Genomic DNA, 23,463 nt, shown 5'->3' with positions numbered 1-23,463 from the left:
AGGAAGGAGGCCTTCATGTACTCGGCAAGGTGTGAAGGTCGAGTTCCCTCGGCTGAGCCGAGGGAAGGGGTCCTTCACGCGCTGCCGCTGTGACTGTTGGTGCAGGTGGGCCGCATGTGGCGACTGTCGACCCAAATCATTCACGAGCCCTCGCGCGGGATCGGGTCGGCGTACTCCCCCGAAGGACCCGAGTACTGCTTCCCGTCCGGATAGGGCCAGGGGTTCGGGACGCAGCCGTGCAGGCCCAGCGTCTGCTGCTGCATCACCGGCGCGAGCGCCCCCGGCACGGGGCACTTCTCGTGACCGCGCCCGAGCCGGTGCCCGACCTCGTGCGTGACCATGTACTGCCGATAAGCCGTCAACGGCGCCCCATAACCGGGAACGCCGTTCGCCCAGCGCGCGACATTGAGCACGACGCTGTTCCCGTTGCGGCACGAGGTGTAGCCGTCCGGCCTGCCGCACAGCGCGTCGCGAGTCCGCGGGGTGGCGAGATAAAGCGTGAAATCGACCGGACCGTCCGGGCCGACCCTCTGCAACCGCCAGCGCCCGCCAGCGGTCCAGCCGCGCGGATCGGCCAAAGTGGACTCGACCGCCTCGGCGAAACCGTCCGGGTTCACGCCCGCGATATCCGTTTCGACGGCGACGCGGTACCGCAGCGGCTTTCCGGTTTGCCCGGCCACCGGGCCGTCACCGGCGGGAAAGACCCATTGCCCGGTTCCCGCCTGCGGAAACGTGATGTCGGCGGCCGGCGCCAGCACAGGTTTCGGCGAAGACAGCGAAAGCGATGTCGGCGGGGCGATGACCGGTACGGGAGTCGCCGCTGGAGGGGCGACCTGGTGCGCTTCGCAACCGGCCACCGCCAGGGCGCATACGGCGACAACCAGGACCTGGCGCACGCTCATCGGTCCTCCCGGGAGCTCATCGGTCACATCCAGGGATACGGCCCGGGGCCGGGAGAAGTTGCGGGACCGCGCGCGCAACCTTTCGGCGCGTTCGCCCGTATCGTTCTTGGTCATGGGCGAGGAGGTCGGCGGACGGCTGCGGCGGCTGCGCGCCGAACGTGGCCTCACCCAGCGCGAACTCGCCGAGCCGCACTACACCGCCGCGTACGTCTCCTCCGTCGAAACGGGAGCGCGGACGCCCTCCGGTGACGCGTTGCGCCACTTCGCCGCACGGCTCGGCGTGGACACCGGCGAACTGCTCGGCGTGACCTCGCCCCGCGACGACGTCCGGCTCGAGCTGGACATCGCGGCGGTCGCGGCGGACCTCCTCGCGGGGCACGGCTCGACTCCCAAGATGCGACGGCTGGCGCGGCGGGCCGAAGGGATCGGCCGCGCCCGTCAGGCCGGGCTCGCCTGGCTCTGGCTCGCGCGGTTCACCGAGGGCGGCACCCTGCCGAAGCCGGTGGCCGCCGCCGAAGCCGCTCTCGCCGACGACATCCCGCCGTACCGCGAACTGGCCGCCGCGCTGCGGGCGAACGTCCTGATCACCTTGGGCGAGCCGCACCACGCGATGCATCTGCTCCGGACCGCGCTCGACGCAAGCCTCGAAGGTCATCCTCATCCGGTGCTCCTGATGACCCTGCACGCGTATCTCGCCGAAGGGCGGCTGCGCCTCGGCGAGATCACCCAGGCCGCGCACCACGCGGGTGAGGCACTGCGGCTGGCCCGAGGCGGCGCTGAAATCCTGGCCGAACTCGCCGAGAACCAGCGACGGCTGACCGAGGCGTACCTCGCCGAGGGGCGGGTGACCGACGCCGTCGCCGCCGTCTCGGTGCTGCACGACCTGCTCCACGAACGCGCACTGCGGCCAGTCCTCGCCCGGTGCCTCTTCGCGCGGGCGCTCGTCAGGCGTGCCGAAGACCTCGAAGGCGCTCTCGCGGACCTTCGCGCGTCCCGGGCGGCCGCGCCCGATCACGCGGTGACCTTGGAACTCGCCGACGTCTGCCGCGAACTCGGTCGTCTCGACGACGCCACCGCGCTACTCTCCGAAGCGGCCGAAGGCATCTCGGTGGACTCGCCGCTCTCCGCGTCCCTCAAGTTTCAACAGGGCTCGCTGGCCCTCGCTCGCGGAGACCTCGAATCAGCCGAAGCGGGCTTCACGTCCGCCATCGACGTCGCCGCACTTCGCGACGCTCGCGGTGTCTTGGCCGCTTCAGTCGACAAAGCGGGAGAGTTGCTAAGCGATCAGGGGCGCACCGAAGAAGCCGCGGACCTCCTGCGGCGCGGGCTGCTCCTGCTCGGTGCGGAGGAGGACGTCCCGAAGTGACCCAAGTGGACTTGGAAGACATCGACACCCGGCTGGTGGGCCGCTTCGGTGCCGACGCCGAAGGGTGGCTCGCAGGGGTCCCAGCCCTCGCCGCGCGCTTGGCGTCCCAGTGGGGTTTCGAGCTCGGAGAGCTGTTCGACAGCGGGGCGTCCTCCGTCGTCCTGCGCTGCACGTGGTCCGACGGGACACCGTCGGTGCTGAAACTGAGCCCGGACGGGGCGCTGCTGACCAAACAGATCGAGATGCTGCGCGTGTTCGCGCCGACGGGCCGGGTGCCCGGTGTGCTGGCCGCCGACGCGAACTCCGGCGCGATGGTGCTGGAGGAGATCCTGCCGGGCACGGTCGCCGAGGACCTGCCGTCGGACTCCTTGCCAGGGCGCTGGGGAGAGCTGCTCACCGCGCTGCACGCCATGGCCCCGCCCAAGGACTGGCCGTGGACCCTGCGCGGCCGGTTCGAAGAGTCCTTCGACCGGATCGGCAAGAGGCTGACCGAACCCGCCATCAGCGCACGGATCGGCGAGGACGCGTGGCAGCGCGCGATCGAGCGCTGCGAGTCCCTGCTGTCCACTCAGGACAGGATCGTGCTACTCCACGGCGATCTCCACCTCGGCAACGTCCTGGACGGCGGCGCGACGCGCGGGCTGGTCGCGATCGACCCGAAGGCGTGCGTGGGCGATCCGTGCTTCGACGCCGTCGACTACGTGGTGGCGGGCGCCGGGCACGAAGGCGTCGAGGCTCGTTGCCGTCTGGTGGCGGACGCGTGCGGGCTCGACGGAGACAGGCTGTACGCCTGGGGCCGGGTGGTCGCGCCCATGTTCGCCATCGCGCACCTCAGCTACGGCGGCCCCGCGCAGGCGCTCGACGAACTGCTCGCCCTGGCTAGCTGAGGAACGCGCGCAGCACCGAAGCGACCTGCCGGATCTCGCCCGCTCGCACGTTCTCCTGCCGCGTGTGCGCGAGCGTCGGATCGCCAGGTCCGAAGTTCACCGCCGGGATCCCGAGAGCCGCGAAGCGCGCGACGTCGGTCCAGCCCAGCTTCGCGACCGCCTTGCCACCGGCCGCGGCGACCAGCTCGGCCGCCGCCGGGGCGCTCAGACCGGGCAAGGCGCCTGGCGACAAGTCGACAATCTTGACGTCGTAGCCCTCGAAGACCTCGCGCAGGTGCGCCTCGGCCTCTTCCGAAGAGCGGTCGGGGGCGAACCTGTGGTTGATCGTGAGCACGGCCTCGTCCGGCACGACGTTGCCCGCGACCCCGCCGCCGATCTTCGTGGCCTGCAAGCCTTCGCGGTAGGTCAGGCCGTCGATGTCGACCACCCGCGGCGTGTACTCGGCCAGCCTGCGCAGCGGTTCGGCGAGGCCGTGGATCGCGTTGACGCCCATCCAGCCGCGCGCGGTGTGCGCCCGCACGCCTTCGACGCGGATCTCGATCCGCATCGTGCCCTGGCAGCCGCCTTCGATTCCGCCGTTCGAAGGCTCACCGAGGATCGCAAGGTCGCCCTGGAGCCATTCGGGCAGCTCGCGCTCGATGCGGCCGAGGCCGTTCTTCGTCGCTTCGATCTCTTCGCAGTCGTAGAACACGAAGGTGATGTCGTGCTTCGGCTCGCGAAGGGCGGCGGCGAGGTGCAGGAAGACGGCGTCGCCGCTCTTCATGTCGACGGTGCCGAGGCCGTGCAGGATCTCGTCGTCACCGGTCCCCTCACGGCGGACGGGCATGTTCTCGTTCACCGGAACGGTGTCGAGATGCCCCGCCAGCACCACCCGCGACGGGCGGCCGAGGTTCGTCCTGGCGAGGACCGCGTCGCCGTTGCGGATCACTTCGAGATGCGGCGCCTGCGCCTCGAGCGCGGCCTGCACGGTGTCCGCGATCACCTTCTCCTCCTCCGAAACGCTGAAGATGTCCACCAGCGCGGCGGTGAGGTCGACGGGGTCCGCGTGCAGATCGAGCGAAGGCATGCCCGCACCGTACCGGCGCGGCCCCGGGGCTACCGTGAAGGCGTGCGCACCAAAGCGATCCTGCTCGCCCTTCTCCTGGTACTCAGCGGCTGTGGATCGAACGAGGTCCCGGTCACGGTGAAACCCACGCGCAGCGAGGGGCCGGACGTGCTGCCGATCAAGCTGAAGGCGCTCAGCACCGACCAGTGCTACCTGGCGCCGGGCACCGAATCGCCCAAGGGCTGCCAGAAGTACGTGACCGAACTCTCCAGCGCCTCGGGCAGCGTCCGCAAACGCCGTCCGGACCTCTCGGCGCAGGCCGACGTCCTCGACCGGCCGATCTCCGCCTTCCGGACCGCGAACTGCCAGGACCAGGACGCCCGTGGCGGCCCGTGCAGTCAGGCGCTCACCGAGATGGCGGCCGCGCTGACCAGCGTGAAGAGCCTCGTCGGCGGCTGACGCGGGTCACTGGGTACCGTTCAGGACGTGAGCGAGCAGACCCCTGATCCCGAAACGACCGGCGCCACCGGCGTCGGACTGGCCACCGTCACGACCGACGGCACGGTGCTGGACACCTGGTTCCCGCTGCCCAAGCTGACCGAGGGCGCCGTCGGCGAGCCCGGCACGGTGCGGCTGACCGCCGAAGAGGTCTCCGAGGCCCTCGGCGAGGCGGCCGCCGCCCAGCTCGGCCCGGACACCGACCGCGGTGTCGAGGTCGTCGCGGTCCGCACGACCATCGCCCGCCTCGCCGACGCCCCCGGCGACACGCACGACGTCTACCTGCGCCTCCACCTGCTGTCGCACCGCCTGGTCCGGCCGCACGGCGCGAGCCTCGACGGCATCTTCGGCCTGCTGGCGAACGTCGTGTGGACCAGCCACGGGCCGTGCCCCGTCGAGGGCTTCGAGGCGACCCGGCTGCGGCTGCGGGCGCGCGGCAACGTCACCGTCTACGGCGTGGACAAGTTCCCGCGGATGGTGGACTACGTCGTGCCCACCGGTGTCCGCATCGCCGACGCCGACCGCGCCCGCCTCGGCGCGCACCTGGCCGCCGGCACCACGGTCATGCACGAGGGCTTCATCAACTTCAACGCCGGCACGCTCGGCGCCTCGATGGTCGAGGGCCGGATCTCGGCGGGCGTCGTGGTCGGCGACGGCTCCGACGTCGGCGGCGGCGCGTCGATCATGGGCACGCTGTCCGGCGGCGGCAAGGAGACCATCTCGATCGGCGAGCGCTGCCTGATCGGCGCGAACGGCGGCGTCGGCATCTCGCTCGGCGACGACTCGGTCGTCGAAGCGGGCCTCTACGTCACGGCCGGCACGAAGGTCACCTTCGAGGGCAAGGTCGTGAAGGCGCTGGAGCTGTCCGGCATCTCGGGCGCGGTGTTCCGGCGGAACTCCGGGACCGGCGCCGTCGAGGTCGTCGCGCGCACCGGCGTCGGCATCGAGCTGAACGCGGCCCTGCACGCCAACTGACCTGCGGCCCACCCGCGACACCCGCGACAGCAAGGGACCTTTGCTGTCACTCTCCCCCGGAGAGCGATAGCAAAGGTCCCTTGCTTCTCTCACGGCCTGGACCACCTTGCCCGTTCACTTAGAATTCATCTTGTGACAGCCGAGACCCTGCCGCGTAAGAACGTCCCTTCGACCACACCGGCCGCGCTCGGGCTCGGCGACCGCCCCGCGAAAGCCGGGCCGGACGATCCGGCGGCCACCCACGTCCGGGTCAAGCTCGACGTCGAGATCCGCGCCCTCCTCGCGCACGAACCTGGCACCAAATCCGGCGCCGACCCGGAAGATCTGCACCAGATGCGGGTCGCGCTGCGCCGCATGCGGAGCGTCCTGAAACTTTCGGGCCGCCTCGTCGGCCCCGACGCCGAGCCCGTCCGCGCCGAACTCGGCTGGCTCGGCCAGTCGCTCGGCGACGTCCGCGACTACGACGTCCTCATCGGGCACCTTCGCGACGTCGTCGCCGAATTCGAGGTGCGCGACCAGCCCGCCGCGCGCCGCCTGGTCTCCAAGTTCGTCACCGAACGCGGGGTCGCGAAACGGCGGCTCACCCGCGCGCTCACCAGCCCCCGGTACGCCTCGATGTTGCAGGACATCGGCCGTCTCGCCCGGCAGCCCGCCACTGAAGAGGCTGATGAAAGCCCCCAGACGTCGGCCGATCTCGTCGCCGGCCTCGCGAAGCCGCATCGAAAGCTAACGAAGGCCGTGAAGGTCCTTCCGTCCGATCCTCCGGATGACGACCTTCACGCGCTTCGCATCTACGGCAAGAAACTCCGCTACGCCGCCGAGATGGCCAAGCCGGCCGCGAAGAGGAAGCAGGCGGAGCGGATCCAGCGGCTGATCAAGGCCACGAAGAACTTCCAGACCGTTCTCGGGGACCACCAGGACGCTTGCGTCGCCGTCGACCGTATGCGTGGCGTCGTGGCCTCGGTCGACACCGAGGTCGCCTTCATCGCGGGCCGGATCGCGGAGAAGGAGCTGGTGCGTCGCGCCCAGCTTCGTGCAGTCTGGCGCGACGTCTGGGCGGAGGTCGACGCCGCCGCTCAGGCGGTGAGCCCGCGGACGTAGCCGTCCGGGCGGATCGAGACCTGCCGCCCGTTCCCGGCTTCGTACGCGGCGAAGGCGTGCCCGCCGACGTCCTCGAAGTCCACATCGGACAGTGTGCTGCCCGCGGGCAGGATCCGCCGCGCACCTTCGGGCGCCGGACCGTCACCGAACACCAGCACCGTCGGCTGCGGACCGCGGAACAGCTCGAACAGCCGGACGGACTTGCCGTTCGCGTCCCTCAGCGGCGCGTCCGGGGCGCGATCACCGGGCCGGAGCCGGCCGGTCGCCTCGGGTGCCAGCGGGCCGCCGCGGTAGCCGATGTCGAGCTGGCGCGTGTTCTCGCCGCGATCGTGCGCGTCATCCGCGCCCTCCTTGTACTTCTCGAGGATCTCCGTGCTGATCTTCAGCACCCGCGCGGCGTTCCCTCGACGCTCGGGCTCGTAACTGTCGAGCAGCTCCGCTGAGCCGTCGGCGAGCTTCCAGCCCAGGTTGTACGCGTCCTGGACGCCGGTGTTGAGCCCCTGCCCACCGGTCGGCGGATGGACGTGCGCCGCGTCGCCCGCGAGGAACACGCGGCCGTCCCGGAACCGCTCCGCCAGGCGGATGTTGGGCCGCCACACCGTCGACCAGCTGAGGTCGTGCAGCCGGATCCCGCCACCGGACAGCTCGTCGAGCCGGGACTGCAGCGTGACCAGCGACGCCTCGACCTCCTCTTCCCCCAGCGGTGCGCCGAACTGGAAGTGCGGCACCCCCGGCAACGGGGTGAGCCCGATCCCCGACATGGGGTTTTCGGGCTTCGCGAACCAGTGCCCGTACGCGCGATCGAGGCCCTCGGCCTGGACGTCGCCCAGCAGCATGCGGATCGATTCGTCGGTGGTGCCCTCGAACGCGATCCCGAGGGCCTTGCGCACGAAGCTCTTTCCGCCGTCCGCTCCGACGAGGTAGTCGACCCGGATCCGCTCGCCCGGCAGCTCGGCCGTCACGCCGTCGGCGTCCTGCTCGAAGCCGAGCAGCGGGGTGCCGAGCTCGACCTGGACACCGAATTCGGCGAGCCGGTCGCGCAGGACCCCCTCGGTCCTCGACTGGCCAAGGAAGAAGCCGTTCGGGTAGGGCACGTCCGGCGTCGGCTCGGTGAGCTCGGCCATCATCCGCTCGCCGACCACCTCGCCGCCCAGGTGGATCTTCATCGGCACCGGCGGCATCCCGGCCGCCAGCACCGCGTCCAGCACGCCGAGATCTTCGAAGACCTCCAGCGTGCGCGGCTGCAGGCCGTCGCCACGCGAGCCTTCGAAGAACGTCTCGGCCTTCTCCACGATCCGCACGCCGACGCCGCGGCGCGCCAGGTCGATGGCCAGCGTGAGCCCGGTCGGCCCGGCTCCCGCGATCAGGACCTCGGTCATCTCTCCTCCAGTGAATTAGAATTCAGTGAATCTGTATTCACTATGATCGTTGCTAGCCTTCCGTGTCAAGGAGGTGCCGATGACGGCGACGAGCCGCAAGGAGAAGGCGGCGGAGACCGAGGCCGCGCTCAAGGACGCGGCGAAGCGCGTTTTCGCGGCGAAGGGGTACCTAAACACCAAGATCACCGACATCACGGCCGAGGCCGGACGCGCGGCGGGATCGTTCTACAACCACTTCGCGGGCAAGGAAGAGCTGCTCGAAGCGCTCCTCGCGGACCTCGCGGCGGCGAGCGACGTCAACGCCGCCCTGCCCGGCCACAAAGCCGACTTCACCGACCCGGACGCGGTGCGCTGGCACGTCCGCGAGTACTGGAACTTCCATCGCGACAACGCCGCGACCATGCTCGCGCTGCGCCAGGCCGCGATGGTCAGCGACGACTTCGCGCGGACGTACGCGCGGTTCGGCGCCACTCAGGCCGAGGACATCCTCGACCACCTGGGGTACATCACCGCGGCGGGGATGGAACTCCCGGCGTCGGAACGGCTCACGCTCTCGATGATGGCCGAACTGGTCAACGGCTTCGCGCACACGTGGCTGCTCGAACCGTCGACGGTCACCGAAGAGGAGGCCGTCGAGGCGCTGACCCGGTTCATCTACCGAGGTTTCACCGGCCGCGACGTGGGCTGAAGGGGCCCATGGCCGCATGCGACGCGGCGAAGGGCGCTTTCACCACGTCGGATGCGATGAAAGCGCCCTTCAGCAGCCCTAGGCGGTGAGGCGCTCCACGGCGGCGTCGATCCGCTCGTCCGTCGCAGTCAAGGCGATCCGGACGTGGTTCCCGCCGGTCGGCCCGTAGAACGTGCCCGGAGCGGCGAGGATGCCGCGCTCGGCGAGCCAGTCGACCGTGTCGAGCGCGGGTTCCCCGCGTGTCGACCACAGGTACAGTCCCGCCTCGGAATGCGAGATCTCGAAACCACTGTCCAGCAACGCCTTCCGCAGCACCAGCCGGCGGCGCGCGTAGCGTTCCCGTTGCACGACAAGTGCTTCGTCGTCCTTCAGTGCGGCGACCATGGCCTCCTGCACCGGCCGCGGCACGATCAGCCCGGAATGTTTGCGGATCTCCAGCAGCCCGGCGACGAGCTTCGGGTCACCGGTGACGAAGCCGGCGCGGTAGCTGGCGAGGTTCGCGGACTTCGACAGCGAGTGGACGGCCAGCAGACCGTCGAGGGACCCGCCGTGCACCGACGGGTGCAGGATCGACACGGGCTCGCTTTCCCAGCCCAGCGCCAGGTAGCACTCGTCGGAGACCACGACGACGTCGCGTTCCCGCGCCCAGTCGACGACCTTGCGCAGGTGGTCGGCACCGAGCACGCGCCCGGTCGGGTTGGACGGCGAGTTCAGCCACAGCATCGCGGGCTTCTGCGGGCCGAGCGCGAAAGTGCTGTCCGCGCGCAGCAGCGAAGCACCCGCCATCAGCACGCCGACCTCGTAGGTCGGGTACGCCACCTCGGGGATGACGACGAGGTCGCCGGGACCGAATCCCAGCTGCCGCGGCAGCGAGGCGACCAGTTCCTTCGAACCGATCGTCGGCAGCACGGCCGCTTCGGGAACGCCTTCGATGCCGTGCCGCCGCGAAAGGGCTTGGATCGCGGCGGCCCGCAGCTCGGGGATCCCGTGCGTGGTCGGATACCCCGGGATCTCCGACACGGACGCGAGCGCCGCGCGGATGCTCTCGGGGACCGGGTCCACCGGCGTGCCGATCGACAGGTCGACGATGCCGCCGGGATGCGCCTGGGCTTTCGCCTTGGCTCCGGCGAGGGAGTCCCAGGGGAAATCAGGAAGAGCGACCCGGCTCATTCGCCCTGCGGGGGAAGTGCCTTGATGAAGGCGGGGTCGTGGCTGGTCTTGCCGACCTTGGAGGCACCGCCGGGCGAGCCCAGCTCGTCGAAGAAGTCGACGTTGGCCTTGGTGTACGGGTTCCACTCGTCGGGGACGTCGTCCTCGTAGTAGATCGCCTCGACGGGGCAGACCGGCTCGCAGGCACCGCAGTCGACGCATTCGTCCGGGTGGATGTACAGCATGCGGTCACCCTCGTAGATGCAATCCACGGGGCACTCGTCGATACACGCCTTGTCGAGCACGTCGACGCAGGGCTCGGCGATCACGTAGGTCACTGCGTACTCCTGCTTTTCTCTGCTTCACGAGTCTGCAACGGGACATTACGCGCCCACAGGCGCGCCAGGCCCGCTTAGGCCACCCTTATCCGTACCCCGGGTATGGGCTTTCAGCGGTCCCTGCGGCGTGGCGGCGGAGTGGCCCTGCTGTCCCCAGTGATGACGAACTGCGGCGCGGCGGGCTTCGCCGCTTCCTCGTTCTTCTCTTCGACGGCCTTTTCCGCGCCCAATGCCCGGTTGAAGCCGTCGGAGATCTCGCGGACCAGGTCTTCGTTGTGCCTGTCGTCCTTGCGCGCGATGCTCATCGAGGTCCCTCCACTGCCTTCCTTGGCACAATCTAACCGTGAACAGTGCGGAAATGCTCGAGCTCACCTGTAGCCAGGCCTGGACGCCCCTGCTGGAGCGCCGGATCGGCGACTGGAGGCTGCGTTGGGCGGACGGGTTCACCGCCCGCGCCAACAGCGCGCTGGCGATCGGTGACCCGGGAAAACCGCTGCCAGACGCCCTGCGGGCGGTCTGTGACTTCGCCCACCATCATGCCATCCCGCCGGTCGTTCAGGTGATCCAGGACACGTCCGGGGAAGACGCCATCGCCGCCCGCGGTTGGGTCCAGTATGTGGAACACCGTCCCGCGCACGAGGTTTCCGTGCTGACCGGGCCGCTCTCGCACGGGACCTCGGCGGGAGCGGTGATTCTCGACGAACCGACGTCCGGATGGTGGGAGATGACGACGGGAAGCGCGGAACCGGCGGAGGCGCCACGGCATGTCCTCGGCACCGGCAAGGTCGGTTTCGGTGTCGTCGAGGTGGACGGCGTCACGGCCGGGGCGGTACGCGGCGCGATCGTCGGCGAGTGGCTGCACATCGGCAGGCTGGAGGTCCGGGCGGAGTTCCGGCGGCGCGGCCTGGCCCGCGGGCTGATGAACGCGGCGGGCGGCTGGGCGGCCGCTCAGGGCGCCACCGGGATCGTGCTCCAGGTCGCCGTGGCGAACTCCGGCGCGCTGAAGCTGTACGAGAACCTGGGCTGTACCGAGCACCACAGGTACCGCTACTGGGCCCCGGGTCCCGGCGCGTGCGAGGATCGCCCGTCGTGAAGGTCGTCATTTTGGTCGGCGGAGTGGGCGGGGCCCGCTTCCTGCTGGGGGTCAAGCAAGCACTGGGTCTGCCCGCGATCGGTTCCGCGCCGGAATCGCCGCACGAGGTGACCGCGCTGGTGAACACCGGGGACGACGTGTGGATGCACGGTCTGCGCATCTGCCCGGACCTGGACACCTGCATGTACACCCTGGGCGGGGGGATCGACGAAGAGCGCGGCTGGGGCCACGCGGGCGAGACCTGGACGGTCAAGGAGGAACTCGCCGAGTACGGCGCCGAGCCGACCTGGTTCGGCTTGGGCGACAAGGACATCGCGACGCATCTGATCCGTTCGCGGATGCTGCGCGCGGGTTATCCGCTCTCGCAGGTCACCGAGGCGCTGTGCGACCGCTGGCAGCCGGGCGTGCGGTTGCTGCCGATGTCGGACGACCGCGTCGAGACGCATGTCGTGATCGACGACCCGGAGGATCCGGACCAGCGCAAGGCGATCCACTTCCAGGAGTGGTGGGTGCGCTACCGCGCCGAGCCGAAGGCGCATTCGATCATCGCCGTCGGCGCCGACGAGGCCAAGCCCGCGCCGGGTGTGCTCGACGCGATCGCGGGCGCCGACATCGTGCTGTTCGCGCCGTCGAATCCGGTGGTCTCGGTCGGCACGACCCTCGGTGTCCCGGGAATCCGTGCCGCGCTGCGGAAGACGCGCGCCAAGGTCGTCGGTGTCTCGCCGATCATCGGCGGGAAGGCGTTGCGCGGCATGGCCGACGCCTGCCTGAGCGCGATCGGCGTGGAGACCTCGGCCGAGGCCGTCGGACGGCATTACGGTTCCCGCAAGGAATCCCCGGACGGCGTGCTCGACGGCTGGCTGGTCTCGGAGGGCGAGACCGTCGACGTTCCGGGTGTCGCCGTCCGCGACGTCCCCCTGCTGATGTCCGATGTGGACGCGACCGCGGCGATGGTGCGCGCGGCCTTCGATCTGGCCGGAGTATCCGTTGACTGACCACGCTTCCTCGAAGATCGAGATCCTGCCCGTCGAGGGTCTGCCGGAGTTCCGGCCCGGTGACGACCTGACCGGGGCGATCGTCACGGCGGCCCCGTGGCTGCGCTCCGGCGACGTGCTGGTCGTGACCAGCAAGATCGTCTCCAAGGCCGAGGGCATGCTCATCCGGGTCCCGGCCGATCCCGAAGAGCGTGACGCCGCCCGGCGCAAGCTCGTCGAGGAGGAGTCCGTCCGCGTGATCGCGCGGATCAACCGGACGGTGATCACCGAGAACAGGCTCGGCATCGTGCAGGCCGCGTCCGGGGTGGACGCGTCGAACGTGGCCTCCGGCGAGGTCGCGCTGCTGCCGTCCGATCCCGACGCGTCCGCGCTCGCGCTGCGGAACGGGCTGCGGGAACGGCTGGGTGTCGAGGTCGCGGTCCTGGTCACCGACACCATGGGCCGCGCGTGGCGGGTCGGGCAGACCGACGCCGCGATCGGCGCGTCCGGGCTTCGGGTGCTGCATTCGTACGCGGGCGAGATCGACAGCCAGGGCAACGAACTCGCGGTCACCGAGGTGGCGGTCGCCGACGAACTCGCCGCCGCGGCGGACCTGGTCAAGGGCAAGCTCGGCGGGACGCCGGTCGCCGTCGTCCGGGGTCTCCAGCTGACCGACGACGGTTCGACTGCCCGCAAGCTGATCCGGCCGACCGAGGAGGACCTGTTCCGCCTCGGCACCAACGAAGCCCTCGCGCAGGGCCGCCGGGAGGCCGTGCTCGCGCGGCGTTCGATCCGGTCGTTCACCGACGAGCCGGTCGATCCCGAGGTGCTGCGCCGCGCGGTCGGGACGGCGCTGACCGCGCCCGCGCCGCATCACACGAAGCCGGTCCGGTTCGTGTGGCTGCGCGAGGAAGGCTTGCGCCGCAAGCTTCTCGACGCGATGAAGGCGTCGTGGCAGGCCGATCTCGAAGGCGACGACTTCACCGCCGAGCAGGTCGCGAAGCGCCTCAGCCGCGGCGACATCCTGTACGACGCGCCCGAGGTCGTCGTGCCGTTCCTCGTCGCCGAGGGCGCGCACACCTATCGCGACGACCGGCGAAACGCTTGCGAGCACACGATGTTCACCGTCGCCGGCGGTGCGGCGGTGCAGGGTCTGCTGGTCGCGCTCGCCGCCGAGGATCTCGGCTCGTGCTGGATCGGGTCGACCATCTTCGCCGCGGACGTCGTGCGCGAGGTCCTCGGCCTGGACGACCGCTGGGAGCCGCTCGGCGCGGTCGCGATCGGACATCCCGCCGCCCTGCCGCCCGCGCGCGGTCCCGCCGAACCCGGTGAAGGACTTCTCGAGCTGTGACCCTGCATGAAAGCGCCGTGTCCACTTTATCCGGTTGGCGGCCGGTGGGCGCCGCCCAGGAATCCTTGCGCCAGGCCTATCTCGGCTTCCTCGCCGCCCGCGACGACGTCTGCCGCCGTGAATGCGCGGCCGGGCACCTCACCGCGTCGGCCGTCCTCCTCGACGCCGACGCGGAAAACGTGTTGCTCACCCTGCATCCGCGAGTCGGCCGCTGGCTACAGCTCGGCGGGCATTGCGAACCGGGTGACGCGACGCTCGTGGACGCCGCCCTTCGCGAGGCGCGGGAGGAATCCGGCATCGAGGACCTGGTGATCGACCCGGTTCCGGTGCATCTCGACGTCCACCCGATCACCTGCTCGCTCGGCGTGCCGACCCGGCATTTCGACGTGCGTTTCGCGGTGCGCGCACCCCGCGGCGCACAACCGGTCCAAAGCGACGAATCGGACGATCTTCAGTGGTGGCCGGTGAATTCTCTGCCGAAAGGGTCGGAAGATCTCGCCGAACTGGTGGAAGCCGCACTGCCCGCGTCGTCGGCCCGTTAGGGTGTCGGCTGACGTTTAAGGGGGAATGATGCTGACGACGCTGACGCCATACCTGGACCGGGTCCGGGTCCACAGCAGCGGGGACGGTGAAGGCTTCGGCTGGTTCCTGCTGGTCTTGGCGATCATCATTATCATCATCGTGATCGTGGTGATCATCGTGAAGGTCAACCAGGCGAAGAAGCCGCCGATGACCTTCCCGCAGAATCCGAACTTCGGCGGTGGCGGCCCGGCCCCGGGTTTCCCGCCGCCTCCCCCGCCCACCGGTGGCCCCGCCCCGCAGGGCGCCTGGCAGCAGCAGCCCGGCTTCCCGCCGCCGCCTCCACAGGCCGGTTTCGGCCAGGCGCCCGGATTCCCGCCGCCCCCGGCTCCGGCCCCGGGTTTCGCGCCGCCGCCCGGTGCCCCGGCTCCCAACCCATTCGCGTCGCAGCCGCCGATGCCCGCACCCGGTTTCCCGCCGCCTCCTCCGCAGGCCGGGCCGCCGATCGACGCGGGCGCCGACCGCACGCAGGTCGTCTCCCCGCAGCAGCAGGCGGACGCCGGCGCCGACCGCACCCAGGTCGTCTCGCCCGCGGGTGCCGACCGGACGCAGGTGGTGTCCGGCGGCGCGGGTGACGCCACCCAGGTCGTCTCCGGCGCCGACCGCACCCAGGTCATGCCGCCCCGCCAGTAGGAGCCGATCGCATGGTCCGCGTCGACCCGAACTCCTCGGTCCCGCCCTTCGAGCAGGTCCGCACCGCCTACGCGGCGCGGATCAACGACGGCACGCTGCCCGTCGGGGCGAAGCTCCCGACCGTGCGGAAACTCGCCGAGGACCTCGGCATCGCGCCGAACACCGTCGCCAAGGCCTACCGCGAGCTCGAAGAAGGCGGCCTGATCGAGACTCGCGGCCGGGCTGGCACGTTCGTCAGCGCCGTCGGCGACGAAACCCGCGAACGGGCGAGGCAGGCCGCGGCCGATTACGCCGCGCTGACCAGGAAACTCGGTCTCGACCGCGACGAGGCCAAGGCGATCATCGACGCGGCGCTGGGCTGATCTACCCTCCGCTGAGACGAACGAAGGGGGTATGCCGCTATCGGAATCGGAATCATTCAGCTGGTGGTCATCCTGGCGGTGCTCGTGGGCTTGGGTTTCGGGATCTTCTTCCTGATCAAGACCCTCAACAAGCCGAAGCCGCCGCCCTACCCGCCGCAGCAGCCGTATCCGCCGCAGTATCCGCAGGGCGGTCCTCCGGGGCAGTACCCGCCGCAGCAGTACCCCGGCCAGCCTCCGCAGCAGCCGCCGCCGGGCTGGTGACGGGGCTGCCGGTTAGTCTCACGGCATGGTCTTCCTTTTGGTACTGCTGGTCGGCTTCCTGATCCTGGCCGGGATCGGGGTCGGGATCTTCTTCCTGGTGAAGGCGAACACCAAGAAGCCGCCTGCCCTCCCGCACCACCAGTACGGGCAGCAGCCGCCGCAGTACCCGAGCCAGCAGCAGCCCTACCCGCCGCAAGGCTGGGGCAACTGAGTCTTCAGTACATGAAGGCCCCCTTGCTTGCGCCTGGCTCCCTGAAGGACCCCTTCATGTACTTGAGGGAGCCGCCGCGAGAAGGCCCGCAGAGTCACATCGCGCGGTAGTCGCGCAGCTCGATCTTCGGCCCGAACCGCGGGCGGCGGAACCCGGCCTTCGACAGATACCGCACCACGCGCTGCCGCTGCGGCGAATACGGCGCCAGCACCTCGGACATCCCGGCGTCGTCGAGTTTCGTGCCGACCAGCGCGTGCCCCACCATCGACGGGATGTTGTAGTCGCCGAAGCTCACCGCGTCCGGGTCTCCCCAGGCGCGCTGCGCGATCTCCGCCGCTGTCCACACCCCGATACCGGGGACCTTCCGCAGCCAGGCCCGGCCTTCGACGCCCTTCAGCTCGACGGCCTTCTCCAGCCGTGGCGCGACGCGGGCCGCGGCGATCAGCGTCGTCCGCCGCTTCAGGTCCACCCCGGCGCGATGCCATTTCCAGTCCACAATGGAGCGGATGGCGACCGGCGTCGGCGGCACGCGCAGCCGTGACGGCCCCGGTCCCGGCGCCTGTTCCCCGAACCAGCGGCACAATTCGCTCCACGAGCGCAGCGCCTCCGCGCTGGTCACCTTCTGCTCCAGCACGGCGAGCACCAGCGCGTCCCACACCCGGCCGGTCGAGCCGAGCCGCAGTCCCGGGTTCAGGCGCCGCGCCGACGCGATGACGTCGTGGTGCGCCACGAATCCGGAGTCGTCGTCGTGCGCGCCCAGCATCGCCGGGACACCGTCGAGCAGCCTGTCCGCGCCGGGTCCCCAGGCCTCCGCCTCGACCTCGCCGTCCGCGCGCCGCAGCAGCGCGAGCGTGCCAGGACCGTCCGCGGTGTTGGTGGCCAGCCAGGTAACGCCTGCGTCGGTACGGACGACATTGGGCGAGTGCGAACCACGGCTCAGCGGACCCAGGACCGTGTCCAGGTCGAGCTCGAAGCCGGGGCGGAACAGCACACGGTGAAACTACCTGGCACTCGGCTAGGGTTAGCCGGGCCATCCGCAACCGTAAGCCTATGGAGGACTGGACGATGACCGAGCGACCGGCGAAGGCCTCGATCGTCAGTGGGTACTTCAACCCGCTCCACCAGGGCCATCTCGACCTGTTCGAGGCCGCGCAGGCCCGGTCCGGCTACCTGATCGTCATCGTCAACAACGATCCCCAGCAGGTCCTCAAGAAGGGCCGGGTGATCCAGACCGAGGACGTCCGCGCCCGGATCGTCCGCGCGCTGCGCATCGTCGACGACGTGTACGTCGCCGTCGAGCAGGGGCCGGGCATCAACGAGTCGTTCGACCTGATCCGCGCGGCGTACCCGGACACGGAACTCGAGTTCTGCAACGGCGGGGACCGGCGCAACGTCGACGAGCTGCCTGCCGACGAGGTCGAGGCCGGGGCCCGCAACGACATCTCGATGATCTACGGCATCGGCGGCACGGACAAAGCCGACTCCAGCACCCGGATCCTCTCGGACATGGAAGCCTGAGTCCCTCGGAGCCGGCCGTGCGCTCGGCAACTTTTGTCTGAAGACGTTTGCGGGTCTGCTGACGGCAGCCGCTCCTAGGGCCTACCCTAGACAACACACAGTCGGCCCTGAACCCAGAGGGCCCCAGGTCAGTCGGGAGGCCTAGGGGAATGGACCCCCGTGCTCGGGCGGACGCCTTGCTCGCACGCGCAAGCGCGCGTGGAGCCTTCGTCGTGACACCGGACAACGCGACGTCTCCGATGGACTCCGCGAACACACAGCAGATCCCCCGATCGGTGGTCGCCGAGATCGACCGGTCGTCGGACCCGGACACGACCACCCAGCTACCGGCTTCACTGATCGCGGAGAACGACCACCCGCTGGCGGGACCCGAGCCGACGACGCGGCTGGACCTGCCGCCGGTGCGGGGCGAGGGCTCGACACAGCCGCAGCCGTATCCCCGCCGTCCCGGTACCCAGCCGACCAGGCCCCTGCCGCAGGCGGCGACCCCGCTCACCAGGCGGCCGCCTGCCGCGCCGGTGCAGAGTCCCCTGATCGAGCAGCAGGAACAGGAGACCGTCGAGAACGAGATCGGCGGCGGCTTGGTGCCGACGGTGAAGCAGACCCCTTCGGGGCGTTCGAACCTTTCGCGCAGGCTGGACGGCATCTAGCCCGCGCGGGAAGCCTTGATCACCCGATCGATTTCCTTGATCGCCGCTCCACCGCCGTATGTGGCGTTGGACAGCATCGCGACGTCCAGACCTTCCGACGGATAGTGCCGCATGAGCGAGCAGACGCCGACGTTTCCGCCGTCCTTGTAGTAATTCCGCACGGAACCGTCCTGCTCCAGAACGAATTCGAGGCCGAACCCGTACCAGACGCCACTGCTGTGAAGTACCTGCGGCGTCAGGAACTCCTTCGTGCGCGCGGGGCTCAGAAGTCGTTCTTCGCGGATCGCCCGCAGCAGCCGGACGAGGTCGCCGACGGTGCAGTACGCACCCCCATCGGGTGAACCGATCGGCGGGTAGCTGAAGATGTTCTGCTTCCACCCGGTGACCCGCTCACCGTCGAGGACCGGGTCCCAGCCTTCGGCGACCCTCGGCTGCGGATCGCGCCGGTCGAAGAACCCCGAATCGGTCATCCCCGCGCGGTCGAGCACGGCTTCCCGGACGTGGTCGCGATACGGCATCCCGGTGATCCGCTCGATCACCAGCCCGGCGAGGACGTACCCCGAATTGCAGTACCGGCAGCCCTCGCCCGGTGCGAAATTCGGTGCCCGGTAAGCGAAATTGGGCAGATGGTCACGAGTGTCGACGACCGAGTACACCGGCTTGTCGACCCACAGCGCCTCGTAGCTCTCGCCCGCTTCCTCGTCGGCGTCGTCGGCGATCCCGGACGTGTGCGTGAGCAGCTGTCGCGTCGTCGCCTCGGCCGCGATCGTCGTGCCGCCGAGGTCGAGGAGCTCACCGATCGGGCGGTCGAGGTCCAGCCGTCCCTCGTCGGCCAGGCGCAACGCGGCGAGCGCGGTGAGGACCTTGGTGATCGACGCGGTGTCGTACCGGACGTCCGGCGCGTTCGGCACCGACCAGCGGCGGCTGGCCAGGCCGTATCCGCGTTCGAAGAGCGTCTCGTCGCCGCGCCGGATCAGCACGACCCCGGAGAAGCGGTCCTCCCCGGCGCGTTCGGTCAGCCAGGTGTCCAACTCGGCGAAGTCCATGCACCGACGGTAACGACGACGGGGAGCCGAGTCGCGCGAGTTCCGCTGGCCGGAACGGCTACTTCTGGCGCGTCTCCAGCTTGAGCCGCAGCGCGAGCCCCGCCTTCACCGCGAGCATGACCGGCTTCCACAGGAGACCGCGGTGACGGTCCGCGAGGTAGCGGTACGCGCTGTCGTGGTGCGCGCGCAGCATCTTCGCCGAAGCCTGCGACGTCGAGTGCCCGCCGATGTGCATGACACTGGACGAAGGCGCGTACACGTTCAGCCAGCCCGCGCGGGTCAGCCGATCGCCGAGGTCGACGTCCTCGAAGTACATGAAGTAGCGCGTGTCGAAACCGTCGACCGAGTCGAAGGCCTCGCGGCGGATCAGCTGGCAGGACCCGGAAAGCCAGCCCGCCGTGCGCTCGACCGGGGTGCCGGTCTCCTGCCGGTACTGCCGCGTCCACGGGTTGCCCGGCCAGATCTTGCCGAACGCCGCGTGCCCGATCCCGCGGCCGAACGACGGCAGCAGCCGGGCCGACGGGTAGACCGTGCCGTCGAGATCGTGGATGAGCGGCCCGAACGCGCCACCGCGCGGCCAGCGCTCGGCGACCTCCAGCAGCGCGTCGAGCGAACCGGGCTCCCATTCGAGGTCCGGGTTCACCACGACGACCCAGCCGTAACTGTCGTCGAGTTCCGCGACACCCCGGTTGGCGGCCGTGCCGTAACCGACGTTCTCGCCGATGCTGAGCAGCTTGACGTTTTCCCGGCGGGCGGCCTTCTCCGGCGCGCCGTCCGTCGAGTCGTTGTCGGCGACGACGACCTGGACGTCCCGATCCGTCGCCTTCTCGAGGGTGTCGAGGAACTTCTCGAGGGTTTCGCCGGGGAAGTACGTCACGGTCACGACGGCGATCCCGTCGCCGTAGCTGGGGTGCTCAGTCACGCGGCCATTGTCCACCCGTCACCGAACGCGCTTGCGGCCCCCACCCCGGGCAGCGGCGATAGCAAAGGTCCCTTGCTCCCCCGCCGCTTGCCGGAGAACGAAAAGCCCGCGAGACGACCGTCCGGACGCGTCGCGGGCTCTCATACTCGGCCCCACCGGGACCTCGCGCTCGAAGAGTACCGGTGGTTTCGCGTGGCTGGTCGGACGACACGTGTGATCAGACGGACGACACCTGTGCCTGGAGGGACGACACGTCCGCGCAGCCGGGTCCCGTCCCTCTGATCACGCGTGTCGTCCCTCTGATCACGAGGCCGAGGGTCAGCCCGCCCGCCGCTGAGCGTGCCGGTACCAAGCCTTCGCGTAAGCCTCCCGATGGCGCTCCGCCGTCGTCGCCCACGAGAACTCCTTCGCCCGCAGCTGTGCCGCTTCGGCCAGCTCGGCCCGCCGCGCGGGAGCGTCGAGCAGCTCCGAAATTGCCGCCGCGACATCTCCGGCGCCGACGCCGCAGTAAGCGACCGCGTCCCCGCCGACCTCGGGCAGCGAAAGCCGCCGTGTCGTGAGCACGGCCGCGCCGCACGCCATCGCCTCCAGCACCGGCAGCCCGAAACCCTCGCCGAGGCTCGGGTAGGCGACCAGTTCGGAGCCGCCGAGGAACCCAGCGAGCGTGTCGAAGGGCAGGTACCCGGCCCGGATCACCCGCAGCCGGTGCGGCACGGCGTCCAGCGCGCGTTCGACCTGCGAGTCCCAGCCCGGCTGCCCGGCCAGCACCAGCGCGGGCGGGTTCGGCCTGCCAGTCACGGCGCGCGCGAAGCCGCGGATCAGCGCGGGCACGTTCTTGCGCGGTTCCAGCGCGCCGAGGAAGGCGACGTACGGCGTCTTCCCGAGTCCGACGGCGTCGCGCGCGGCCTCGATCTCGGCGGCCGAGGGCGGATGGAACCGGTCCGGTTCGACGCCGTGGTGGATGATCTCCAGCTCCGCCGTCCGCACCTGGCCGACGCGCTCCAGCTCGGCCGCAGTCGCGATGCTCGGCACGACACAGAGCGTCGCGCGGCGAAGCGCCGTCGCGGTCCAGGCGCGGAAGAAGCGCGCCTTCACCGAAGAGTGCAGCACCGCGTCGGTGAAGAAGGTCGCGTCGTGCAGCGTCACCACCGAAGCGGCCGGGCTGGCCAGGGGCATCGTGTAGTGCGGCGAATGGACGACGTCGGCGGCGAGCCGGCGGACCAGCCGGGGCAGGGTCGCCTGCTCCCAGGTCAGCCTGGCCGTCCTGGTCGACGTCGACGGTGAGGTGGGCACGATCCGCGCGCCGGGCGCCAGCCGGTCGTACAGCACCGCGTCCCGCGGCTGGCAGACGACGGTGATCCGCGCGCCGTCCGCGTCCAGCGCCGCGACCAGCGAATCCACGTAACGACCGACGCCACCCCTGTCCGCGGGGACGGCTGTCGCGTCGATCAGCACGCGAGGGTCATCGGTCACCCTAGGAGAGTACGACTGCGCGTCACCTTCGCGGTGAGGAACCGACAAACTGATCGCGCAGGTGGAGGCCCCAAACAGCGGAAGCGGCACGCTGCCAGGTGAACTCACTCGAACGGCTGAGACCGCTGTCACGCAGCGCCGCCGCCTGCTCCGAATGGTCCAGTACGCCGCGAAGGGCGTCGGCAAGCGTTTGCGCGTCCCCCACCGGGACGGTGACACCCGCTCCCCCGGCCACCTCGACCAGAGCCGGGACGTCCGAATGCACCACCGGCACCCCGGCCGCCATCGCCTCGATCAGCGGCAGCCCGAACCCCTCCGCCCGGCTCGGCATCGCCAGCACCGACGCGCCCCGCAGCACGAACGCCAGTTCCGCGTCGCTCACCTTCCCCAGCATCCGCAGGTCAGCGCCGTGCTCGCGCGCCAGCGCCACCGGGTCGATCCCGCCCCAGCCCGGCTGCCCGGCCAGCACCAGCGGCACCCCGATCCGGCCGGCGGCCTCGATCAGCACGTCGATGCCCTTGCGCGGCTCGATCGTCCCGATCGCGAGCACGTACCGCTCCGGCACGGTGACCTCGGCGAACTCGGTTTGCGGCCGGACGCCGTGCGGGATCACCCGCACCGGCACGGACACCGGCACCAGCGCCGCGAGCTGGTCCGCAATCGCTTGCGTGGGCACCGTCAGCGCGGTCGCGCGGGACGCCGCCCGCGCGATCACCGCCTTGTGCCACGCCACGCCGCGCGGGGTCAGCGTCTCAGGGTGTGTCCACGGCACGGTGTCGTGCACCGCGACCGACAGCGTCCGCCCCTTCGGCACCCGGGCCGGCGCGAGCGGCGTCGGCGCGTGGACCGCGTCGCCGCCCGGCCACCACGGCAGCCCCAGCTGCCAGGCCGCGATCAGCGCGCGTGGCGGGATCGGCAGCACTCGCGGCCCCTCGACGCCTTCGACGACCGCGGCCTCGATGTCGGCGTGCCGCGCGACCACGCTCGACACCGTCCAGCCGGATGGCGCGGTTTCGGCGAGCGCCCGCAGCAGCTCGCCGGTGTAGCGGCCGGTCCCACCGGGGACCGGCGCCAGCAGCTGCTCGGCGAGCACGACCAGTTCGGGCATGGTCTCTATTCTCTCTGGCATGACCGACGCCGAACACAGCACCACCGTCGTCGTGGTCACCTGGCGCGGCGCCGCGCACATCACCGCCTGCCTCGACGCGCTCGCCGCGCAGTCCCGCCCGCATCGCACCCTGGTCGTCGACAACGCCTCCGACGACGGAACGGCCGCGCTCCTCGCCGCCCATCCGTCGAAACCCGAGGTCCTGCGGCTGCGACGCAACACCGGCTACGCGGGCGCCATGGCCGCCGCACTGGACAAAGTGGACACCCCGCTGATGGCGTGGCTGAACGACGACGCCGCGCCCACCCCGGAGTGGCTCGCGACCTGCGAGGACACCCTCGACAAGGCCCCGCTCGCCGCCGCCGTGAGCGCCCGGCTGACGCTGGCCGACGGGACCGTCCAGTCCACCGGCGTCCGCCTGACGGCCGACGGCCATGGCGCCGACCTGCCCGAACCCTCCGGCGAGGTTTTCGGCTTCTGCGGGGGCGCGGCCGTGCTGAACGTCGAGGCGCTCCGCTCCATCGGCGGCGTCCCGGCCTCCTACTTCTGCTACTACGAGGACACCGACACCGCGTGGCGGCTGCGGCTGGCGGGCTGGGACGTCGTCGGCGCCGACGCCGACGTCACCCACCAGCATGGCGCGAGCACCCAGCCGGGCTCGGTCCGGTTCCACCTGTGGAACGAACGCAATCGCCTGCTGACCCTCCTCCGGTGCGCTCCGCGCCAGGTGGCGATCCGGCAGCTGGTGAAGTTCGCCGCCCTCACGGCAGTACTCCCCCTGAGAGGGAAACCGCAGGCGCCGAACTTCCGTCCGATCCTCAGATGCCGGGTCCTGGGCGCCGTCGCCGCCCGCCTGCCGCGCACGCTGGTCCAGCGGCGGGCCATCGGGCGGCGGGCGACGCTCGACCGAGGCGCGGTCTGGGACGCATGGGCGGGCATTTAAGCTTGCTCCAA

28 protein-coding genes are annotated in these 23,463 nt (G+C 70.5%); 17 read left to right on the top strand and 11 right to left on the bottom strand.

The genetic code is table 11. The annotated features are described in order from the left end of the window. Positions 1-140: 140 nt before the first annotated feature. Positions 141-902 carry a DUF3152 domain-containing protein gene (locus B0293_RS13055; protein WP_039917131.1) on the bottom strand — a complete coding sequence of 254 codons (762 nt, stop codon included), beginning with the start codon at positions 900-902 and terminating at the stop codon, positions 141-143. Positions 903-1,014: 112 nt separating this feature from the next. Here B0293_RS13055 and B0293_RS13050 point away from each other — a divergent pair, with 112 nt between their 5' ends. Then, on the top strand, positions 1,015-2,268 hold the full coding sequence (locus tag B0293_RS13050) for a helix-turn-helix domain-containing protein (protein WP_005155427.1): 1,254 nt from the start codon (positions 1,015-1,017) through the stop codon (positions 2,266-2,268). Beyond that, positions 2,265-3,155, top strand: coding sequence for an aminoglycoside phosphotransferase family protein (locus B0293_RS13045; protein WP_005155428.1), 891 nt, complete (start codon positions 2,265-2,267; stop codon positions 3,153-3,155). The genes B0293_RS13050 and B0293_RS13045 overlap by 4 nt, the downstream gene beginning before the upstream one ends. Here the strand turns inward: B0293_RS13045 and dapE are convergent. After that, positions 3,148-4,221 carry a succinyl-diaminopimelate desuccinylase gene (gene dapE, locus B0293_RS13040; protein WP_005155429.1) on the bottom strand — a complete coding sequence of 358 codons (1,074 nt, stop codon included), beginning with the start codon at positions 4,219-4,221 and terminating at the stop codon, positions 3,148-3,150. The two genes, B0293_RS13045 and dapE, sit on opposite strands and share 8 nt — an antisense overlap. A 42-nt stretch (positions 4,222-4,263) precedes the next feature. On the opposite strand from dapE, the gene B0293_RS13035 reads away from it, so the two are divergent. From B0293_RS13035 to B0293_RS13025, 3 genes are all read left to right on the top strand, one after another. After that, complete coding sequence (locus B0293_RS13035) at positions 4,264-4,659, top strand: hypothetical protein (protein ID WP_005155430.1); 396 nt, start codon at positions 4,264-4,266, stop codon at positions 4,657-4,659. Between the two features lie 27 nt (positions 4,660-4,686). Continuing rightward, positions 4,687-5,673, top strand: a complete 987-nt coding sequence (dapD, locus tag B0293_RS13030; RefSeq protein ID WP_005155431.1) for a 2,3,4,5-tetrahydropyridine-2,6-dicarboxylate N-succinyltransferase — start codon at positions 4,687-4,689, stop codon at positions 5,671-5,673. 132 nt (positions 5,674-5,805) lie between these two features. Continuing rightward, positions 5,806-6,774, top strand: coding sequence for a CHAD domain-containing protein (locus tag B0293_RS13025; RefSeq protein ID WP_005155432.1), 969 nt, complete (start codon positions 5,806-5,808; stop codon positions 6,772-6,774). On the opposite strand, the gene B0293_RS13020 is transcribed toward B0293_RS13025, so the two are convergent. Next, positions 6,750-8,153 (bottom strand): FAD-dependent monooxygenase, encoded by a 1,404-nt coding sequence (locus tag B0293_RS13020; protein ID WP_005155433.1) that lies wholly within the window; start codon positions 8,151-8,153, stop codon positions 6,750-6,752. The two genes, B0293_RS13025 and B0293_RS13020, sit on opposite strands and share 25 nt — an antisense overlap. Positions 8,154-8,232: 79 nt before the next feature. Here B0293_RS13020 and B0293_RS13015 point away from each other — a divergent pair, with 79 nt between their 5' ends. Beyond that, positions 8,233-8,841 (top strand): TetR/AcrR family transcriptional regulator, encoded by a 609-nt coding sequence (locus B0293_RS13015; RefSeq protein ID WP_005155434.1) that lies wholly within the window; start codon positions 8,233-8,235, stop codon positions 8,839-8,841. Positions 8,842-8,919: 78 nt separating this feature from the next. On the opposite strand, the gene dapC is transcribed toward B0293_RS13015, so the two are convergent. The 3 genes from dapC to B0293_RS13000 form a co-directional block, all read right to left on the bottom strand. Continuing rightward, on the bottom strand, positions 8,920-10,011 hold the full coding sequence (gene dapC, locus B0293_RS13010; RefSeq protein ID WP_005155435.1) for a succinyldiaminopimelate transaminase: 1,092 nt from the start codon (positions 10,009-10,011) through the stop codon (positions 8,920-8,922). Further along, the gene (gene fdxA, locus B0293_RS13005) at positions 10,008-10,328 is read right to left on the bottom strand and encodes a ferredoxin (protein ID WP_005155436.1); all 321 of its coding nucleotides are present in this window, start codon (positions 10,326-10,328) and stop codon (positions 10,008-10,010) included. The genes dapC and fdxA overlap by 4 nt, the downstream gene beginning before the upstream one ends. A gap of 110 nt (positions 10,329-10,438) precedes the next feature. Beyond that, on the bottom strand, positions 10,439-10,633 hold the full coding sequence (locus B0293_RS13000; RefSeq protein WP_005155437.1) for a hypothetical protein: 195 nt from the start codon (positions 10,631-10,633) through the stop codon (positions 10,439-10,441). Between the two features lie 53 nt (positions 10,634-10,686). On the opposite strand from B0293_RS13000, the gene B0293_RS12995 reads away from it, so the two are divergent. The 8 genes from B0293_RS12995 (at position 10,687) to B0293_RS12960 (ending at position 15,792) form a co-directional block, all read left to right on the top strand. Next, a complete protein-coding gene (locus B0293_RS12995) occupies positions 10,687-11,421 on the top strand; it encodes a GNAT family N-acetyltransferase (protein WP_005155438.1) in 735 nt (244 codons plus the stop codon). Next, positions 11,418-12,416, top strand: coding sequence for a 2-phospho-L-lactate transferase (gene cofD, locus B0293_RS12990; protein WP_005155440.1), 999 nt, complete (start codon positions 11,418-11,420; stop codon positions 12,414-12,416). Before B0293_RS12995 ends, cofD begins: the two co-directional genes overlap by 4 nt. Continuing rightward, on the top strand, positions 12,409-13,746 hold the full coding sequence (locus tag B0293_RS12985; protein WP_005155442.1) for a coenzyme F420-0:L-glutamate ligase: 1,338 nt from the start codon (positions 12,409-12,411) through the stop codon (positions 13,744-13,746). Before cofD ends, B0293_RS12985 begins: the two co-directional genes overlap by 8 nt. Continuing rightward, positions 13,743-14,288, top strand: coding sequence for an NUDIX hydrolase (locus B0293_RS12980; protein WP_039917142.1), 546 nt, complete (start codon positions 13,743-13,745; stop codon positions 14,286-14,288). The genes B0293_RS12985 and B0293_RS12980 overlap by 4 nt, the downstream gene beginning before the upstream one ends. Before the next feature lie 28 nt (positions 14,289-14,316). Continuing rightward, a complete protein-coding gene (locus B0293_RS12975; RefSeq protein ID WP_245191921.1) occupies positions 14,317-14,958 on the top strand; it encodes a hypothetical protein in 642 nt (213 codons plus the stop codon). 11 nt (positions 14,959-14,969) lie between these two features. Then, on the top strand, positions 14,970-15,320 hold the full coding sequence (locus B0293_RS12970; protein ID WP_005155445.1) for a GntR family transcriptional regulator: 351 nt from the start codon (positions 14,970-14,972) through the stop codon (positions 15,318-15,320). 63 nt (positions 15,321-15,383) lie between these two features. After that, positions 15,384-15,581 carry a hypothetical protein gene (locus tag B0293_RS12965; protein WP_005155446.1) on the top strand — a complete coding sequence of 66 codons (198 nt, stop codon included), beginning with the start codon at positions 15,384-15,386 and terminating at the stop codon, positions 15,579-15,581. A gap of 25 nt (positions 15,582-15,606) precedes the next feature. After that, on the top strand, positions 15,607-15,792 hold the full coding sequence (locus B0293_RS12960) for a hypothetical protein (RefSeq protein ID WP_005155447.1): 186 nt from the start codon (positions 15,607-15,609) through the stop codon (positions 15,790-15,792). Positions 15,793-15,886: 94 nt separating this feature from the next. Here the strand turns inward: B0293_RS12960 and B0293_RS12955 are convergent, their stop codons facing one another. Then, the gene (locus B0293_RS12955; protein WP_005155448.1) at positions 15,887-16,783 is read right to left on the bottom strand and encodes a DNA-3-methyladenine glycosylase family protein; all 897 of its coding nucleotides are present in this window, start codon (positions 16,781-16,783) and stop codon (positions 15,887-15,889) included. Between the two features lie 74 nt (positions 16,784-16,857). Here B0293_RS12955 and B0293_RS12950 point away from each other — a divergent pair, with 74 nt between their 5' ends. Together B0293_RS12950 and B0293_RS12945 are read left to right on the top strand one after the other, a co-directional pair. Then, positions 16,858-17,310 carry an adenylyltransferase/cytidyltransferase family protein gene (locus B0293_RS12950; protein ID WP_039917185.1) on the top strand — a complete coding sequence of 151 codons (453 nt, stop codon included), beginning with the start codon at positions 16,858-16,860 and terminating at the stop codon, positions 17,308-17,310. 212 nt (positions 17,311-17,522) lie between these two features. Next, positions 17,523-17,960, top strand: a complete 438-nt coding sequence (locus B0293_RS12945) for a hypothetical protein (protein WP_005155450.1) — start codon at positions 17,523-17,525, stop codon at positions 17,958-17,960. On the opposite strand, the gene B0293_RS12940 is transcribed toward B0293_RS12945, so the two are convergent. The 4 genes from B0293_RS12940 to B0293_RS12925 all read right to left on the bottom strand — a co-directional run bounded on the left by B0293_RS12940 (position 17,957) and on the right by B0293_RS12925 (position 22,509). Then, positions 17,957-19,006, bottom strand: coding sequence for a serine hydrolase domain-containing protein (locus tag B0293_RS12940; RefSeq protein WP_005155451.1), 1,050 nt, complete (start codon positions 19,004-19,006; stop codon positions 17,957-17,959). The two genes, B0293_RS12945 and B0293_RS12940, sit on opposite strands and share 4 nt — an antisense overlap. A gap of 58 nt (positions 19,007-19,064) precedes the next feature. Next, complete coding sequence (locus tag B0293_RS12935; RefSeq protein WP_005155452.1) at positions 19,065-19,928, bottom strand: glycosyltransferase family 2 protein; 864 nt, start codon at positions 19,926-19,928, stop codon at positions 19,065-19,067. A 318-nt stretch (positions 19,929-20,246) separates the two neighbouring features. Next, entirely contained in the window at positions 20,247-21,383 is a 1,137-nt protein-coding gene (locus B0293_RS12930) for a glycosyltransferase family 4 protein (RefSeq protein ID WP_005155453.1), read from the bottom strand. 40 nt (positions 21,384-21,423) lie between these two features. Next, positions 21,424-22,509 (bottom strand): glycosyltransferase family 4 protein, encoded by a 1,086-nt coding sequence (locus tag B0293_RS12925; RefSeq protein ID WP_005155454.1) that lies wholly within the window; start codon positions 22,507-22,509, stop codon positions 21,424-21,426. Positions 22,510-22,528: 19 nt separating this feature from the next. On the opposite strand from B0293_RS12925, the gene B0293_RS12920 reads away from it, so the two are divergent. Beyond that, positions 22,529-23,452: a glycosyltransferase family 2 protein gene (locus B0293_RS12920; RefSeq protein ID WP_005155455.1), complete on the top strand. Its 924-nt coding sequence runs from the start codon at positions 22,529-22,531 to the stop codon at positions 23,450-23,452. Positions 23,453-23,463: the final 11 nt, after the last annotated feature.

The sequence above is a fragment of the Amycolatopsis azurea DSM 43854 genome (assembly GCF_001995215.1).
GTDB lineage: Bacteria > Actinomycetota > Actinomycetes > Mycobacteriales > Pseudonocardiaceae > Amycolatopsis > Amycolatopsis azurea.
Note: the sequence above shows the minus strand (reverse complement) of the source record. Positions and strands in the feature narration are given on the sequence as shown.

Coding starts and splice junctions, on each gene's coding strand:
- B0293_RS13055 (WP_039917131.1), bottom strand. CDS start 902: ATGAGCGTGCGCCAGGTCCTGGTTGTCGCCGTATGCGCCCTGGCGGTG.
- B0293_RS13050 (WP_005155427.1), top strand. CDS start 1,015: ATGGGCGAGGAGGTCGGCGGACGGCTGCGGCGGCTGCGCGCCGAACGT.
- dapE (WP_005155429.1), bottom strand. CDS start 4,221: ATGCCTTCGCTCGATCTGCACGCGGACCCCGTCGACCTCACCGCCGCG.
- B0293_RS13020 (WP_005155433.1), bottom strand. CDS start 8,153: ATGACCGAGGTCCTGATCGCGGGAGCCGGGCCGACCGGGCTCACGCTG.
- B0293_RS13015 (WP_005155434.1), top strand. CDS start 8,233: ATGACGGCGACGAGCCGCAAGGAGAAGGCGGCGGAGACCGAGGCCGCG.
- dapC (WP_005155435.1), bottom strand. CDS start 10,011: ATGAGCCGGGTCGCTCTTCCTGATTTCCCCTGGGACTCCCTCGCCGGA.
- B0293_RS13000 (WP_005155437.1), bottom strand. CDS start 10,633: ATGAGCATCGCGCGCAAGGACGACAGGCACAACGAAGACCTGGTCCGC.
- B0293_RS12995 (WP_005155438.1), top strand. CDS start 10,687: ATGCTCGAGCTCACCTGTAGCCAGGCCTGGACGCCCCTGCTGGAGCGC.
- B0293_RS12975 (WP_245191921.1), top strand. CDS start 14,317: ATGCTGACGACGCTGACGCCATACCTGGACCGGGTCCGGGTCCACAGC.
- B0293_RS12970 (WP_005155445.1), top strand. CDS start 14,970: ATGGTCCGCGTCGACCCGAACTCCTCGGTCCCGCCCTTCGAGCAGGTC.
- B0293_RS12960 (WP_005155447.1), top strand. CDS start 15,607: ATGGTCTTCCTTTTGGTACTGCTGGTCGGCTTCCTGATCCTGGCCGGG.
- B0293_RS12950 (WP_039917185.1), top strand. CDS start 16,858: ATGACCGAGCGACCGGCGAAGGCCTCGATCGTCAGTGGGTACTTCAAC.
- B0293_RS12940 (WP_005155451.1), bottom strand. CDS start 19,006: ATGGACTTCGCCGAGTTGGACACCTGGCTGACCGAACGCGCCGGGGAG.
- B0293_RS12925 (WP_005155454.1), bottom strand. CDS start 22,509: ATGCCCGAACTGGTCGTGCTCGCCGAGCAGCTGCTGGCGCCGGTCCCC.
- B0293_RS12920 (WP_005155455.1), top strand. CDS start 22,529: ATGACCGACGCCGAACACAGCACCACCGTCGTCGTGGTCACCTGGCGC.